Genomic DNA, 15,156 nt, shown 5'->3' with positions numbered 1-15,156 from the left:
CAGTCGCCTTTGGGCGAACCCTGATTCTAGAGTGCCCCCGGCGAACCCATCGCCGGGGGTTTTCTTTTGCGCGCACGACATCTTCTGATTGCGATTCTGGCGGCCTCGCTGGGCGGCGCGCCCACGCAGGCCCGTCAGGATGACCTGCATCCCGCGCTCGCGGCGGCGTCCGAAACGGATCGCACGGAGCTGATGCGCCTGGAGACGGAGGCGCTTGCGCTGGTCGATGCGGGCGATGCGGCGGGCGCTGACGCCTTGCTGGACCAGCTGCTGACGCTGGAGTTGCGGGTCTATGGCCCCGACCATCCGCTGGTGGCCAACACCCATGCCTTCCGCGCCGATCTGGCTGAGCGGGGCGGAGATCTGGCGCGGGCCGAGGCGCTGCGGCGGCTGGAGTTGCCGATCCGCGAACGGGCGGGTGATGCGCTGGCGCTGGCCGAGACGCAGCGGGCGCTGGGGGCCTTGCTGGTGGCGGGCGAGCGCCACGCCGAGGCGCTGGCGGTGCTGGAGCCCGCGCACGCCGTCATGGCCGCACAGCTGGAGCCGGCCGAGGATCGATACATCAGCGCCGCCTATAATCTGGGCCGCAGCTATTATCGGCTGGAGCGGCCGGAGGCGGCGCTCACGGTTCTGGCGTCCGCCGCGCGGACCCTGTCCGACCCGCTTCACCGAGGCTCGATCTGGGCGCCGCTGGTGGCGCACGAATACGGATTCATCCTTGCGGAGCAGACGCGCCATGAGGACGCGGTTCCGTTTCTGGGTCTCGCCTGCGAACAGTGGAGCCTTCCCAGCGAGACGCAGATGGGCTGGCCGGGCGAGGCCTGTCTGGATACTGCGGAGGCGCTGATCGCTCTGGAGCGGTCGGCGGAGGCGGAGCCGTGGCTTGAACGGGCGTTGGCCGACCCGAACCTGTCCGCCGGCCGGCGCAGCAACGGCGCGGAGCACCTGATCCGGCTGCGGACAGCGGATGGCGGACCGGGCGCCGACGAGGCGCTCCTCCGTACCGCTCTGGATGCGTCCACAGAGGCCTGGGGCGCCGACCATGCCGCGACGGCCTATGCCGCCAATCGACTGGGTCTGTGGCTGCGGGATGGGGAACAGCGCAACGCGGAGGCCTTGCCGCTGTTCGAGCAGGCGCAAGCCGCCTATGCGGCGTCGCAGGGTCCCGGCGGACAGGGCGTCATGGCCGTCACGACGAACCTCGCCTACACCCTGACAGCTCTGAATCGCGCCGACGAAGCGGTGTCACGGGCCGAGGCCGTGCAGCGGGCTGTCAGTCCCCAAAGCGTTCAGGATCCGGCGGCGATCAGTTCCTGGTGGTCGCTGGCGCTGGCGAAGACCGAGGCCCTGCTGGACGCTGGACGAACTGACGAGGCGCGAAGCGAACTGACCGCACTGGCTGACTGGCTGGCAGGTCCGGGCGGCGGGGACGCGAGACTGCTGGCGGACACCCACATGCGCATCGCCCAGGCCGCCGCGCGACAGAGGGACTGGCCTGTCATGGTCGAGCAGCGCCGGCTTTCCCTCGAGTATCAGAGACAGGTTGATGATCCGGCCTCGCTGGTCATGGCGATGGCCTATTACGGCCACGTCCTGGGCGAGGTGGGCGAGACGGAGGCGGGATACCAGCACCTCGGCGAAGCCCTGACCCTGCTGGGCCAGGTGGATGACATTACGGAGGACGAGCGCCTCTACGTCATGCTTCACTTCGGCGTGGCGGCGCGGCGCATGGGCAGGCTGGAGGAGGCGGCGCCGCTACTGGAAGCTGTCGTGGCGCGGCGCCGGGCGGCTGGCGAGGCGGGCCCCCTGTCCTTCGCCCTGAGCCACCTCGCCGATCTGCGCACGGATCAGAACCGGTTCCCGGAGTCGGAAGCCCTGTATCTGGAGGCTCGGGACCTGGTGGAGGAGGACGCCGAGGCGGCGTCTTTCATCAACACCGACCTGGGCGAGCTCTGGCGGTTCATGGGACGGGTTGAGGAAGCCGAGGCGGCCCTTCGTGAGGTGGTGGATTACACGACGGCGCGTTACGGCTCGGACAGTCTGGACACGGCGGTTGCCCTACGCAATCTGGCCAACCATCTGGACGTCACCGGTCGCAAGGCCCGGGCCCTGGACATGCTGTTGCAGGTGCAGGCGATCGAGGCGGCCCACCTGTCGCCGGACGACAGTCAGCGGATGACCACGGCGTTGCGCATCGCCGGGGTCCTGACCGATCTGGGGCGATACGAGGAGGCCGAAGCGGCTCTGGTTCCGGCGCTGGAGCTCGCGGTGCAGCAGGAAGGCGGCGATGCCCGGCTGGCGCAGGAGCTATCGGCCCAACTGGGGTTCGTCGTCGCGCGCCAGGGCCGGTACGGCGACGCCATCGACCTGCTCCGGGGGGCCGTCCGCCTGGCGGAACGCCGCTCTGGTCCAGACGGGCGGGACTTGATCAATGCGCTGCAGTTGCTGTCCTACGCCCTCTACATGGACGGTCGATATCAGGAGACGCTGGAGATCCTGACCCGAACCGAACGCATCGCCGACGCCCAGGGGGCTCGCTGGCCCTCGACCGTGGTGGACGTGAAGGGAAACCTGGGCCGAACCTATGTGGAGGCGGGGCGCCCGCGGGAAGCTCTCCCGCCGTTGCGTGAGGCGGTCGTCTTGGCCGCGCGCCTGACACGGGAGCAAGCGACGGCCTCGGGCGTCCGGGCCGAGATCGACCGGGCGCCATTCCGTACGCTGGTGGACGCGGCGTGGGACGCGGCCGCCCTGCACTGACCCGCGCAACCGAAACCCGTCAGCCGCGCCTTGCAAGGCGGCGCGGGGAACGCGATATCAGGAAGCAACGATGCGCGGCGCTCGAGTCGCGCGCTCACGCAGCTTCGAGAAGGCTTTCATGCGCGATCCCATCGACTACATCCAGAGCAACCTCGTCCCCATGGTGGTGGAGCAGTCCAGCCGGGGCGAGCGGGCCTTCGATATCTTCTCGCGCCTGCTGCGCGAGCGGATCATCTTCCTGACCGGTCCGTTCGAGGACGGCATGGCCAGCCTGATCTGCGCCCAGCTTCTCTTCCTGGAGTCCGAGAACCCCAAGAAGGAAATCTCCATGTACATCAACAGCCCCGGCGGCGTGGTCACGTCGGCGCTCGCGATCTACGACACCATGCAGTACATCAAGTCGCCGGTTTCGACCGTGTGCATGGGCATGGCCGCCTCGGCCGGCTCGCTGATCCTGACGGCGGGCACGGCGGGCCAGCGGGTGTCGCTGCCCAACGCCCGCATCATGGTGCACCAGCCCTCGGGCGGGTTCCGCGGCCAGGCCTCGGACATCGAACGCCACGCCGAGGACATCGTGAAGACCAAGCGCCGCCTGAACGAAATCTACGTCCAGCATACCGGCCGGACCTATGAGGAAGTCGAGCGCACCCTGGACCGTGACCACTTCATGAGCGCCCAGGAAGCCAAGGACTGGGGTCTGGTGGACCACGTCTATGAGCGCCGCGAGGAAGCGGCGGGCGAGGAAAAACCCAAGAGCTAGGTCGAGGCACCCGGTTCCGCAGGGGTGGCGGCTCCGATTCGGCGCTGCAAATCCGCCAGTCGGTCCCGAAGGACGGTGCGGCGCGGCTCCGCCTGAACCCCCTGCTCAAGGAGACCGACGGCGTCCTGCATGTCGCCGTCGGCCTGGGCGAGCAGCGACAGCTCGTAATAGGCACGCCCGAAATCCGGCCAGCGCCGGATGAGAATTCTCAGGTGCCGCCGGGCTTCTGCCGCCATCCCGAGCTTCCGCATGGCGTTGGCGAGGTAATAGCGGGTGAGGGGGTCACGTTCCGCCAGGGCGAGCGCCGCGCCGAGCGGGCCGATGGAGTCGGCGATCCGGCCATGCATCAGGCGGGCTCGACCGAGCATGCGCCAGCCCATATCGCCTTGGGGATACAGCGCCACGGCCTTTTCAGCCCTTTCCAGCATCTCCGGCCATTCCGCCCTGATCTCGGCCAGGTGGGCCTCAAGCAGGGTCCGAGGATAGGCGCCCGCCCCGAGTGCGCCGCCGACTCCGGCCAGAGGCCGCCATTGGCCATGCTCGAGAGGCGCGCGAGGCAGGCTTTCCAGGTCTCCCAGAGCGCGTTTGTCGAAGAAGCGCTGCAGAGCCGCCTCCAGCACGCCGGCGCGGTTCAGATGGGATGAGGCGTAGTGATCGACTCCGCGCAGACCGATGAGCTCGAGAGCGCCGATCCCGGCGAACTGCGCAGCGGCCGAGAGATCCATCGGCTCCGACTCTCCGAAGACGATGGTCGCTGCGATATCATCCTGTGTGAGCACGGTGCGCAGATCGGCGGTTCCGGGGACGATGTCGCCGCAATAGCTCTTCCTGCTGCGACTTCGGGGGAGCCCCAGGCGACACTCAGGACTGAAGGCCAACGCCGCGCAACCGGGAATTCTTGTGGCGAGCAGCGCGCCGAATGCGCCCATGCTGGAGCCGACGGCTCTGATCTGTGTTGCGCCGAGCCGTTCGGCCATGCCCTGGATCGAGGCGCATGTTTCGTCCAGCGAGGCGCCGAGACCCGCGACGCCATGCTGGTACCAACGCTGTGTCAGGTCGTTCACGAACAGAGCGTGCGTGGGCAGAGCCCGGCCAAGGTTCATGAAGTTGAATTTGCGCTTCTCCACATTTAGCGCTGAGAAATAGACCACCAGCGTATCCGAACCAGGATGCATGTGCAGAAAATGGTCGTCGTGGTCGACCGAGACATCTGGGTTGCCCGCTGTGGTCATGGCGTGAGATTCCAGTCCGGTGCGGCTCAGCCCGGACGTCCCGTGAACACCTGAAATCCGGGCCGGTCCGCGATGGCCAGCATCTCGGTGTCGCCCGAGGTGTCGCCATAGGCGGCGGTGAGGCGGACGTCATCGCCGTAGGCGGCTTTCAGCCGCGTGACCTTCTCACATCCCCGGCAGTTTTCGCCCGCGAAGGCGCCGGTGATGCGGTCGTCGTGGTCGAACACCAGCCGGGTGCCCAGGAGGGCCTCTGCGCCCAGCCGTCGGGCGAAGGGGGCAACGGTGATCTCGGGCGAGGCGGTGACGATGACCCGGTGCGCGCCCTTCGCGCCCCAGTCGTTCCAGCAGGCCAGGGCGTCCGGGCGCATCAGCCGGCTCCACGCCTGTTCGGCGTAGGTTTCGGCAAGACCCTTCAACGTCTTGCGGTCCACGCCGTCGAGGAATTCCGCCACCGCCGCAGCCTTTATGGCGCCCCGATCCTTCGTGCGCAGGTAGGAGAGGGCGGCCGGCGTCAGGCGCGCCATGCCGAACAGATAGCCCACGGCGCCCACACGCCAACGCAGGAAGTCGGTGAAACTGTCCCTGACGGTCAAAGTCCCGTCGAAATCGAAGGCGACAAGAGGCTGGCCCGGTGCGGGGCCCAGAACCTGGGGCTGGCGGAGTGGCGCGAGATTTCCCATCTGGGATGACCGTAACGACCTTTCCCCCGCCTCGTCCATCCCGCGAAAACCCGGCGAGAGTTCGCCTCGTCGGGGTTGTGATGGACCTTCGGATGGGTGATTGTCATTTTTTGAAGACCTTCCGGCGCAGAGTTTGCGAATCGTGACGGAAGGAAGCGCCCCCGGATCGTTCCGGGACGCGAGAGTGAGAAGGCCGATGACCAAAGCCGCCAGTGGCGACGCCAAGAGCACCCTGTACTGCTCCTTCTGCGGGAAGAGCCAGCATGAGGTGCGCAAACTCATCGCCGGACCGACCGTGTTCATCTGTGATGAATGCGTCGAGCTCTGCATGGATATCATCCGCGAAGAGCACAAGATCGCCTTCGTGAAGTCCAAGGACGGCGTGCCCACGCCCAAGGAAATCCGCGAAGTCCTTGACGATTATGTGATCGGCCAGAGCCACGCCAAGAAGGTGCTGAGCGTCGCCGTCCACAACCACTACAAGCGCCTGAACCACGCCACCAAGAACAACGACGTGGAACTGGCCAAGTCCAACATCATGCTGATCGGGCCCACCGGCTCGGGCAAGACGCTGCTGGCCCAGACGCTCGCGCGCATCATCGACGTGCCCTTCACCATGGCCGACGCCACCACCCTGACCGAAGCCGGTTATGTGGGCGAGGACGTGGAGAACATCATCCTCAAGCTGCTGCAGGCGTCCGACTACAATGTCGAGCGGGCCCAGCGCGGCATCGTCTACATCGATGAAATCGACAAGATCAGCCGCAAGTCCGACAACCCCTCCATCACCCGCGACGTGAGCGGGGAGGGCGTGCAGCAGGCTCTGCTGAAGATCATGGAAGGCACCGTGGCCTCCGTGCCGCCCCAGGGCGGCCGCAAGCACCCGCAGCAGGAATTCCTGCAGGTCGACACGGCCAACATCCTGTTCATCGTCGGCGGCGCTTTCGCCGGTCTGGAAAAGGTGATCTCGGCGCGCGGCGTGGGGGCCTCCATCGGCTTCGGCGCCAAGGTCAAGGAAATCGACGAGCGCCGCATGGGCGACATCCTCAAGGAGGTCGAGCCCGACGATCTGATGCGCTTCGGCCTGATCCCCGAGTTCATCGGCCGTCTGCCGGTTCTGGCGACGCTGGAGGACCTGGACGAGGCGGCCCTGATCACCATCCTGACCGAGCCCAAGAACGCCCTGGTCAAGCAGTACGGTCGTCTGTTCGAGATGGAGAACGTGGGCCTGACCTTCACCGACGACGCCCTTTCGGCCATCGCCAAGAAGGCGATCACGCGCAAGACCGGCGCCCGTGGCCTGCGCTCGATCATGGAGGGCATCCTGCTCGAAACCATGTTCGAACTGCCCACCTACGAGGGCGTCGAGGAAGTGGTGGTCAACGCCGAGGTGGTCGAGGGCCGCGCCCAGCCGCTGCTGATCTACGCCGAAAAGCCCAAGAAGCAGCAGGACGGCGCCGCCTGATTGCGGACTGACCCCTGAGAATCAAAAGGGCGGGCCTCATGCGAGACCCGCCCTTTTTCTTTGATGGAACGCTCGCGCCTATTCGGTGCGCGGGCGCAGGTTGGTGGATTCCGCCTCGGTCTGGGCGTCCGCCCGGACGTCATCGGTGACGGGGCCGGGGCCGCTGTTCATGTCCGTGGCCGGAACGGCGCTCTCCTGCATGGCTGAATCCACGACCGGGGCGCCTTCGGGGGCCGGCTCGGTGGCTGCGGTGTCGACGGCCACGTCCTCGGCCGCGACGGTTTCGTCCATGGCCGGGGCTTCTTCTTCCTGATTGCAGGCCGCGAGGCCCAGAACCGCGGCGCTCGCGGCGACGATCATCATACGCATTGTGGTCTCCCTCTTGTTCTTTCGAAACAACGGCCAAGCTGGAATTCGGTTGCCCAATGGGCCTGATCTTGGGGATCTCCCGCCTGAGGCGCGAGGAAGCTACCAAAAATTAAGCCTTTTCCGTCAGGGGTGATTCCGTAGTTCCGCGCTCAGAAAGGGCGTTCGTCGGTGTTTGATCGCATGCGTCCCTATGCGCCCACAGGCGTCATCTTCCTGCTGATCCTGTACTTCGGCGTACAGGCGCTGACGGGCGAGCGCGGGCTGCTGAGCCATGGCGAGCGGGCCGAAATGCTGGAGCGCCGTCAGGTGGAGCTGGCCCGGCTGGAAGAGCAGCGTCAGGACCTTGAGATCCGCGTCCGCTACATGCGCACCGACAACCTGTCGCGCGACATGCTGGAAGAGCGCGCGCGCGTGGTGCTGGGCTTCGCCCGGCCCGAGGATTATCTGATCCCCGCGCCCCGGCCAGCCGCCACCGCGTCCTGAACTTTCGTTACAGGCGAGCCACGGCTTTGCCTTTCGGGAACGAAGGCTGCTAAAGCCCCCTTTCCGTAACGATAAGAACCCGTTCGTTCAGAGTTCAGCTGGAGGGCGCCGGATGGCGAAAGCCGCCGCTCAAAAATCGACCACCGCCAAGGGCACGTCCCCGGCGAAGATTCCAAACACGCCGCAGGCGACCAAGGACGAACTGCTCGACTACTATCGGCAGATGGTCCTGATCCGCCGCTTCGAGGAGCGCGCGGGCCAGCTATACGGCATGGGCCTGATCGGCGGCTTCTGCCACCTGTACATCGGCCAGGAGGCCGTGGCGGTGGGCGTGCAGGCCAGCGTCAAGCAGGGCCACGACAAGATCATCACCGGCTACCGCGACCACGGCCACATGCTGGCCGCGGGCATGGACCCCAATGAGGTCATGGCCGAGCTGACCGGTCGCATCGGCGGCTCGTCCAAGGGCAAGGGCGGCTCGATGCACATGTTCGACGTGCCCACCGGCTTCTATGGCGGTCACGGCATCGTCGGCGCCCAAGTGGCGCTGGGCACCGGTCTGGCCTTCGCGGGCAAGTACCGGGGCGATGACTCGGTCAGCTTCGTCTATTTCGGCGACGGCGCGGCCAACCAGGGGCAGGTGTACGAGAGCTTCAACATGGCCCAGCTGTGGAAGCTGCCGGCCATCTACATCATCGAGAACAACCAGTACGCCATGGGCACGAGCATCGAGCGCTCGTCGTCCACCACCGACCTGAGCCAGCGGGGCGCCAGCTTCGGCATCCCCGGCGAGCAGGTTGACGGCATGGACGTGCTGGCCGTGCGCGACGCGGTGAAGCGCGCCGTGGAACGCGCCCGGTCCGGCGAAGGCCCCTACATTCTGGAAGTGAAGACCTACCGCTATCGCGGCCACTCCATGTCCGACCCGGCCAAGTACCGGGCCAAGGAAGAGGTGGACGAGGTCAAGAAGACCCGCGACCCCATCGAGCACATCAAGAAGCTGCTGGCCGACGCCAAGGCCACCGAGGATGAGATCAAGGCCATCGACGCCGAGATCAAGGCCATCGTCGCCGAGGCGGTGCAGTTCGCTCAAGAGAGCCCCGAGCCGGACCCCTCCGAGCTCTATACCGACGTCTACGTGGAGGCCTGATCCGTGACCGACATTCTGATGCCGGCGCTGTCCCCCACGATGGAAGAGGGCACGCTGTCCAAGTGGCACATCAAGGCGGGGGACACCGTCTCCGCCGGTGACGTGATCGCCGAGATTGAGACCGACAAGGCGACCATGGAGGTCGAGGCCGTCGACGAGGGCGAAGTGCTCGAAATCCTGGTTGCCGAGGGCTCCGAGGGTGTGAAGGTCAATACGCCCATCGCGCGCCTGTCCGGCGACGACGCCGCGCCTGCGCCGAAGAAGGCCGATGGCGACAAGGACGAGCCCAAGGCTGAAAAGGCCGGCGACCCCGAGAAGAAAGCCCTCGAAGCGGCCGAGCCTCAGTCCGAAGGCGAGGGCGCCGCGCCCGTGACGCCGAAGGTGGAGCTGAAGGACCCGGAAATCCCGGAAGGGGCCAAGCTGGTCAAGACCACCATCCGCGACGCCCTGCGTGACGCCATGGCCGAAGAGATGCGCCGGGACGACAAGGTGTTCCTGATCGGCGAGGAAGTGGCCCAGTACCAGGGCGCCTACAAGGTCAGCCGCGAGCTGCTGCAGGAGTTCGGCGACCAGCGCGTGGTGGACACGCCCATCACCGAGCACGGCTTCGCCGGGCTGGGTGTCGGCGCCGCCATGGCGGGGCTGAAGCCCATCGTCGAGTTCATGACGTTCAACTTCGCCATGCAGGCCATCGACCACATCATCAATTCGGCGGCCAAGACGCTTTATATGTCGGGCGGCCAGATCAAGGCCCCCATCGTGTTCCGCGGCCCCAACGGCGCCGCCAGCCGCGTGGCGGCCCAGCACAGCCAGGACTATTCCGCCTGGTACGCCCAGGTGCCGGGCCTGAAGGTCATCGCGCCCTATGACGCGGCGGACGCCAAGGGCCTGCTGAAGGCCGCGATCCGCGACCCCAACCCCGTCGTCTTCCTCGAGCACGAGATGATGTACGGGCTGGAGTTCGATGTGCCGGAGGTGGACGACTATGTCCTGCCCATCGGCAAGGCCAAGGTGCGCCGCGAAGGCTCGGACGTGACCATCACGGCCCACAGCCGCATGGTGGGCTTTGCGCTCGCCGCAGCCGAGAAGCTGGCGGAAGAGGGCATCGAGGCCGAGGTCATCGACCTGCGGACCCTGCGCCCGCTGGACCACGAGACCATCGTGGAAAGCGTGAAGAAGACCAACCGCCTGGTCTCGGCCGAGGAAGGCTGGGGCCCCATGGGGGTCGGCGCCGAGGTGGTGGCCCGGGTGATCGAGCACGCCTTCGACTATCTGGACGCCCCGCCGCTGCGGGTGCACCAGGAAGACGTGCCGCTGCCCTACGCCGCGAACCTGGAAGCCCTGTCGCTGCCGGGCGTGGAAAAGATCATCAAGGCCGTGAAGGCGGTGACGGCATGAGCCAGCCTGAGGACTTCAAGCTGAACACGCCGGACAGCGTCGCCGCGGATCCGGAAGCGGTGGAATTCACGCGCATGTGGTGGTCGAAAGGCGAGCCGGTCATGTCCATCAAGCCGGCCTTCAAGGACCCGGCGGAGTATGGCCGCATGCTGGCCATCGCCGCGCGGCACATGGCCCACGGATACGCGGTCCGCCACGGTCAGGACGAGCGTGAGGCCTATCACCGCATCCTCAAGGGCATGAGTGACATCATCAAGGCTGACAACGCCCAGACCGTGGTCGAAGACACCAAACCCGGAAGCGTCCAATGACCGACATCCTGATGCCCGCCCTGTCGCCCACCATGGAAGAGGGCGTTCTGGCCAAGTGGCACATCAAGGTCGGCGACACCGTGTCGGCCGGCGATGTGATCGCCGAGATCGAGACCGACAAGGCGACCATGGAGGTCGAGGCGGTGGACGAGGGCGAGGTGCTGGAAATCCTCGTCGAGGAAGGCGCCGAAGGGGTGAAGGTCAATACGCCCATCGCCCGTCTGGCCGGCGACGACGCCGCGCCTGCGCCCAAGAAGGACGCGCCGAAGGCGGACGCCAAGGCGGAAGAGAAATCCGAGCCGAAGTCTGAAGCCAAGGCGGAAAAGGCGGAGGCTCCCAAGGCCGCGCCGGCGCCCGCCAAGGATGGTGAGCGCATCTTCGCCTCGCCGCTGGCCCGCCGTCTGGCGAAGGACGCCGGGCTGGACCTGAAGAGCATCAAGGGCACAGGCCCGCACGGCCGCATCGTCAAGGCGGACGTGGAAGCCGCCGGTAAGGGCGGCGCCGCCAAGGGCGCCGCAGCCGCCGCATCTGGCGAGCCGCGCAAGGTGCTGTCGCTGGAACAGCAGGGCATCGCGCCGGGCAGCTATGACCTCATTCCGCTGGACGGCATGCGCAAGGCCATCGCGCGCCGCCTGACCGACAGCTTCCGCGACGTGCCGCACTTCCCGCTGGTCATCGACTGCGAGATCGACGGACTGCTGGCCGCCCGGGCGCAGGTCAATGCGATGCTGGAGCCGCAGGGGATCAAGGTCTCGGTCAATGACTTCGTCATGAAGGCCGTGGCCATGGCCCTGAAGGCCGTGCCGGAGGCCAACGCCAGCTACACGCCCGAAGGCATCGCCATGCACCACCACGCCGACGTGGCCATGGCGGTCGCCATCGACGGCGGTTTGATCACCCCGATCATCCGCAAGGCGGAAACCAAGTCCCTGGCCGAGATCGCCACGGAGGCCAAGGATCTGGCCAAGCGCGCCCGCGACCGCAAGCTGAAGCCCGACGAGTTCCAGGGCGGCACGTTCAGCGTCTCGAACCTGGGCATGTTCGGCATCAAGTCCTTCGCCTCGATCATCAACGAGCCGCAAGGCGCGATCCTGAGCGTGGGCGCCGGCGAGAAGCGGCCGGTGGTGCGGGGCGATCGTGTCGAGATCGCCACGGTCATGACGGTGACCCTGACCTGCGACCACCGCGTCGTGGACGGGGCCGTGGGGGCGAAGTTCCTGCAGGCCTTCAAGCCGATGATCGAGAACCCTGTGACGATGCTGGCCTGATCGTCCTGAAATCTCCTATGCTTCGGCGCGGGAGGGGCGATCATGACAGCGGCGGAACAGCCGGGCGGCGCGTGCGCCGCCTGCGGGGTGACTCTGAACGGTCGATACTGCCACGCCTGTGGTCAGGACACCGAGGCGCGGCCGCGTCCCTTGCGGGATATGGCGCTTGAGGCGTTCTCTGAAACCAGCCTGATCGATGGGCAGGGGGTGCGCACACTTGTGGCCCTGGTGACCCGGCCCAGCCGCATCCTGATCGCCTATCGCGAGGGTGCGGGCAGCCTCTACGCCAGCCCGGTCAAGATCTTCGTGGTGGTGACGGCGCTGTTCCTGGCGGTGCTGAACTTCAGCGACGTGGTCATCTATCAGTATGTGCGTCAGGTTGAGCCGGGCGCCCAGGTCACGGCGCGATCCAATCCTGACGGCGTGACGGTGCATGTCACCGGCGCCAGCGAACAGACGCGGTGGATGCAGCGTCGCGTAGACGTGCCCATCGATCCCCGCATCCATCAAGCCATGCAGGACGCAGCGGCGCGCGCCGACACAGAGGCCGATCGCCAAAATTTACTCTACGAAATCCAGTCTGACATCGAGCAGGAGATCATCACCGAACGGCTCAGCGCTTGGCTGCCCAATGCGATCTGGCTGCTCACGCCGCTGTTTGCGCTTCTGCTGGCGCCGTTGTTCGGGCGGCGGCGGTTGTTCATGGAGCATCTGGTTTTCGCCATGTGGGCGCATGTCACGGCGTTCACCCTGCTGATGCTGCTGGCGCTGGCGAACCGGTTCGGGGCGAACCTGCCCGCCTGGCCGCTGGCCATTCCGTACCTGATCTACTTCACGCGGGCGGCGTCGCGGTACTACGGCATGTCCATGGGATCCGCAGCGTGGCGGTCAGTGGCGCATGCGGCGCTGTACCTGCTGCTTGTGCTGGCGCCCGCAGGGATCGTGGTGGCGATCTCGGCGCTGGACCTGCAGGCGCTGGCCGCCTTCATCGCCGCCTGAACTTTCGTTTCCGCCCGGTCTCAGGTGTGGCCACGGGGGGCGGGGGCGGATATGACCGGGCGTCAAGATTCAAGGTGTTGGAGACTTCTGGATGGCCGACTTCGATCTCATCGTCATCGGATCGGGACCGGGCGGCTATGTGGCCGCGATCCGGGCCAGCCAGCTGGGCCAGAAGGTCGCCATCGTCGAGCGCGAGAACCTCGGCGGCATCTGCCTGAACTGGGGCTGCATCCCCACCAAGGCGCTGCTGAAGTCCGGCGAGAAGTACGAGAGCCTGAGCCACCTGAAGGACTATGGCCTGAGCGCCGACAAGGTGGGGTTCGACTTCGAGGCCATCATCGCCCGCTCGCGCGGCGTGGCCAAGCAGCTGAATCAGGGCGTCGGCTTCCTGATGAAGAAGAACAAGATCGAGGTCATCGAGGGCGACGCCAAGCTTGAGAAAGGGCAGGGCGCCCCGAAGGTCGTCATCGCCCTGAAGGACGGCAAGTCGCGCGCGGTGCAGGCCAAGGCGGTCATGCTGGCCGTCGGCGCCCGCGCCCGCGCCCTGCCGCAGATCGGTCTGGAGGCGGACGGCGAGCGCATCTGGGCTTACCGCGAGGCCATGGCGCCGAAGGCCATGCCCAAGTCCATCGTGGTGATCGGCTCGGGCGCCATCGGCATCGAGTTCGGCAGCTTCTACAGCGCTCTGGGCTGCGAGGTGACGGTGGTCGAGGCGGTGGACCGCATCATGCCGGTGGAGGACGAAGAGGTCTCCAAGGCCGCCCAGAAGGCCTTCGAGAAGCGCGGCATGAAGTTCCGCGTGGGCGCCAAGGTGACGAAGGTGACCAAGGACAAGTCCGGCGTGAAGGTGGCCATCGAGGCGGGCGGCAAGGCCGAGACGCTGGAGGCCGAGGTCTGCATCTCGGCGGTGGGGATCACCGCCAACACCGACGGCATCGGGCTGGAGGCGCTGGGCGTCGAGCTGGACCGGGGCCACATCAAGACCGACAGCCACTGCCAGACCAACGTCAAGGGCCTGTACGCCATCGGCGATTGCGCCGGCGCGCCCTGGCTGGCGCACAAGGCGTCGCACGAGGGCATCCACGCCGCCGAGCACATCGCCGGGTTCAAGACCCCCAACGTGCATTCGCCCATCGCCGGCTGCACCTACGCCCAGCCGCAGGTGGCCTCAGTGGGGATCACCGAGCAGGGCGCGCGGGAGGCCAAGCGCGAGGTCAAGATCGGCCGCTTCCCCTTCAAGGTGAACGGCAAGGCCATCGCGGCGGGCGAGACTGAGGGCTTCGTCAAGGTGATCTTCGATGCGAAGACCGGCGCCCTGATCGGGGCCCACATGATCGGCCATGAAGTGACCGAGATGATCCAGGGCTATGTCACCGCCATCACCATGGAGGCGACGGAGGAGGAGATGCAGGGCACGGTCTATCCGCACCCCACCATGTCCGAGGCCATGCACGAGGCCGCGCTGGACGCGTACGGGCGGATGATCCACCTCTGATCGATTTCGGACTCAGGCCCGCAAAAAAACAGGGTCTGAATTGTCCGAAATGTCGAAATCCCGTTCGAAACAGAGTCTGAAAACGTCTGAAATCCGCCCCCTGATTTCATACTCCGGCGCCGGAAAAAACAGGGTCTGAATCGTATCAATGGTATGAAATGGCCCTCCCGTTTTCTGATCGAGGGGGCATTATAAGGCATGCGAAACGAGCGGGATTAATTAGCGGCGCTTTTCCGCATCGGGGCCCCGAAGCCTGATCGCGGCCCAAGGCGTAGACCCATGGAATCGACGATGCGGGGTTCGCGCGCAGGTAGGACGCCAACTTCGCAAATCGACCCGCTATGGGCATATGGAGATCGGCTAAATTCAGGGCGACCAACCTAGGCGGAGCCGCAACGTGGAAAAAGAGGCAAGTGAAAGGCGACTATCCGGATGGTGGCCGATCATCGCGTTTGCAGTGGGGGTGCCCGTCGCCGTTCTCGTTGGGCAACTCGCTACAGAAGGCACGGCATTAATCGCAGGGGTCATGGCAGCGGCTTTGATATTTTGCCTAGCAGCCTTCTGGGACTTTCGGGCGAAGCCGTGGTTTTCTCCGCTGGTCGCGCTTTGGATCATAGCGCACTTGACGGTGCTGATATTCTTCGTGTTCCCAATGAAGTTAGAAGGTTCGAAGCTCTTACTGGCACTGATCTTCCCGGAGTATTTGACTTTCGCGGCTCTGGTCTGGCTCACAAGTAAAAAATGGGTTGGGAGAGTGCAAAGCTAACGTCCGCTTTCCACCCGTTGCGG

At 66.1% G+C, this 15,156-nt stretch carries 14 protein-coding genes; 11 read left to right on the top strand and 3 right to left on the bottom strand.

Annotated features, from left to right (window positions below; all coding sequences use genetic code 11):
* The first annotated feature begins 66 nt into the window (after positions 1-66).
* Positions 67-2,757, top strand: coding sequence for a tetratricopeptide repeat protein (locus tag ACI8U3_RS09185; protein WP_415014574.1), 2,691 nt, complete (start codon positions 67-69; stop codon positions 2,755-2,757).
* Positions 2,758-2,875: 118 nt separating this feature from the next.
* Positions 2,876-3,517 (top strand): ATP-dependent Clp protease proteolytic subunit, encoded by a 642-nt coding sequence (locus tag ACI8U3_RS09180; RefSeq protein WP_415014573.1) that lies wholly within the window; start codon positions 2,876-2,878, stop codon positions 3,515-3,517.
* Here ACI8U3_RS09180 and ACI8U3_RS09175 read toward each other — a convergent pair.
* Complete coding sequence (locus ACI8U3_RS09175) at positions 3,514-4,749, bottom strand: tetratricopeptide repeat protein (RefSeq protein ID WP_415014572.1); 1,236 nt, start codon at positions 4,747-4,749, stop codon at positions 3,514-3,516. The genes ACI8U3_RS09180 and ACI8U3_RS09175 overlap by 4 nt on opposite strands.
* Before the next feature lie 26 nt (positions 4,750-4,775).
* The gene (locus ACI8U3_RS09170) at positions 4,776-5,429 is read right to left on the bottom strand and encodes an HAD-IB family hydrolase (RefSeq protein ID WP_415014571.1); all 654 of its coding nucleotides are present in this window, start codon (positions 5,427-5,429) and stop codon (positions 4,776-4,778) included.
* A 196-nt stretch (positions 5,430-5,625) separates the two neighbouring features.
* Between ACI8U3_RS09170 and clpX the strand changes: the two genes are divergently transcribed.
* Positions 5,626-6,894, top strand: coding sequence for an ATP-dependent Clp protease ATP-binding subunit ClpX (gene clpX, locus ACI8U3_RS09165; protein ID WP_021698089.1), 1,269 nt, complete (start codon positions 5,626-5,628; stop codon positions 6,892-6,894).
* A gap of 78 nt (positions 6,895-6,972) precedes the next feature.
* On the opposite strand, the gene ACI8U3_RS09160 is transcribed toward clpX, so the two are convergent.
* Positions 6,973-7,263, bottom strand: a complete 291-nt coding sequence (locus ACI8U3_RS09160) for a hypothetical protein (RefSeq protein ID WP_415014570.1) — start codon at positions 7,261-7,263, stop codon at positions 6,973-6,975.
* A 168-nt stretch (positions 7,264-7,431) separates the two neighbouring features.
* Here ACI8U3_RS09160 and ACI8U3_RS09155 point away from each other — a divergent pair, with 168 nt between their 5' ends.
* The 8 genes from ACI8U3_RS09155 (at position 7,432) to ACI8U3_RS09120 (ending at position 15,133) form a co-directional block, all read left to right on the top strand.
* Positions 7,432-7,746, top strand: a complete 315-nt coding sequence (locus tag ACI8U3_RS09155) for an FtsB family cell division protein (RefSeq protein ID WP_415014569.1) — start codon at positions 7,432-7,434, stop codon at positions 7,744-7,746.
* 112 nt (positions 7,747-7,858) lie between these two features.
* Entirely contained in the window at positions 7,859-8,896 is a 1,038-nt protein-coding gene (pdhA, locus tag ACI8U3_RS09150; protein WP_415014568.1) for a pyruvate dehydrogenase (acetyl-transferring) E1 component subunit alpha, read from the top strand.
* Between the two features lie 3 nt (positions 8,897-8,899).
* The gene (locus ACI8U3_RS09145; RefSeq protein ID WP_415014567.1) at positions 8,900-10,294 is read left to right on the top strand and encodes a pyruvate dehydrogenase complex E1 component subunit beta; all 1,395 of its coding nucleotides are present in this window, start codon (positions 8,900-8,902) and stop codon (positions 10,292-10,294) included.
* Positions 10,291-10,605 carry a DUF5076 domain-containing protein gene (locus tag ACI8U3_RS09140; protein WP_415014566.1) on the top strand — a complete coding sequence of 105 codons (315 nt, stop codon included), beginning with the start codon at positions 10,291-10,293 and terminating at the stop codon, positions 10,603-10,605. Before ACI8U3_RS09145 ends, ACI8U3_RS09140 begins: the two co-directional genes overlap by 4 nt.
* On the top strand, positions 10,602-11,873 hold the full coding sequence (locus ACI8U3_RS09135; RefSeq protein ID WP_415014565.1) for a pyruvate dehydrogenase complex dihydrolipoamide acetyltransferase: 1,272 nt from the start codon (positions 10,602-10,604) through the stop codon (positions 11,871-11,873). The genes ACI8U3_RS09140 and ACI8U3_RS09135 overlap by 4 nt, the downstream gene beginning before the upstream one ends.
* A 42-nt stretch (positions 11,874-11,915) precedes the next feature.
* Complete coding sequence (locus ACI8U3_RS09130) at positions 11,916-12,872, top strand: DUF3667 domain-containing protein (RefSeq protein ID WP_415014564.1); 957 nt, start codon at positions 11,916-11,918, stop codon at positions 12,870-12,872.
* Between the two features lie 91 nt (positions 12,873-12,963).
* Positions 12,964-14,367 carry a dihydrolipoyl dehydrogenase gene (lpdA, locus tag ACI8U3_RS09125; protein ID WP_415014563.1) on the top strand — a complete coding sequence of 468 codons (1,404 nt, stop codon included), beginning with the start codon at positions 12,964-12,966 and terminating at the stop codon, positions 14,365-14,367.
* A 397-nt stretch (positions 14,368-14,764) separates the two neighbouring features.
* The gene (locus ACI8U3_RS09120) at positions 14,765-15,133 is read left to right on the top strand and encodes a hypothetical protein (RefSeq protein WP_415014562.1); all 369 of its coding nucleotides are present in this window, start codon (positions 14,765-14,767) and stop codon (positions 15,131-15,133) included.
* Positions 15,134-15,156: the final 23 nt, after the last annotated feature.

This window comes from Brevundimonas sp., from assembly GCF_047617075.1.
Taxonomy (GTDB): domain Bacteria; phylum Pseudomonadota; class Alphaproteobacteria; order Caulobacterales; family Caulobacteraceae; genus Brevundimonas.
Note: the sequence above shows the minus strand (reverse complement) of the source record. Positions and strands in the feature narration are given on the sequence as shown.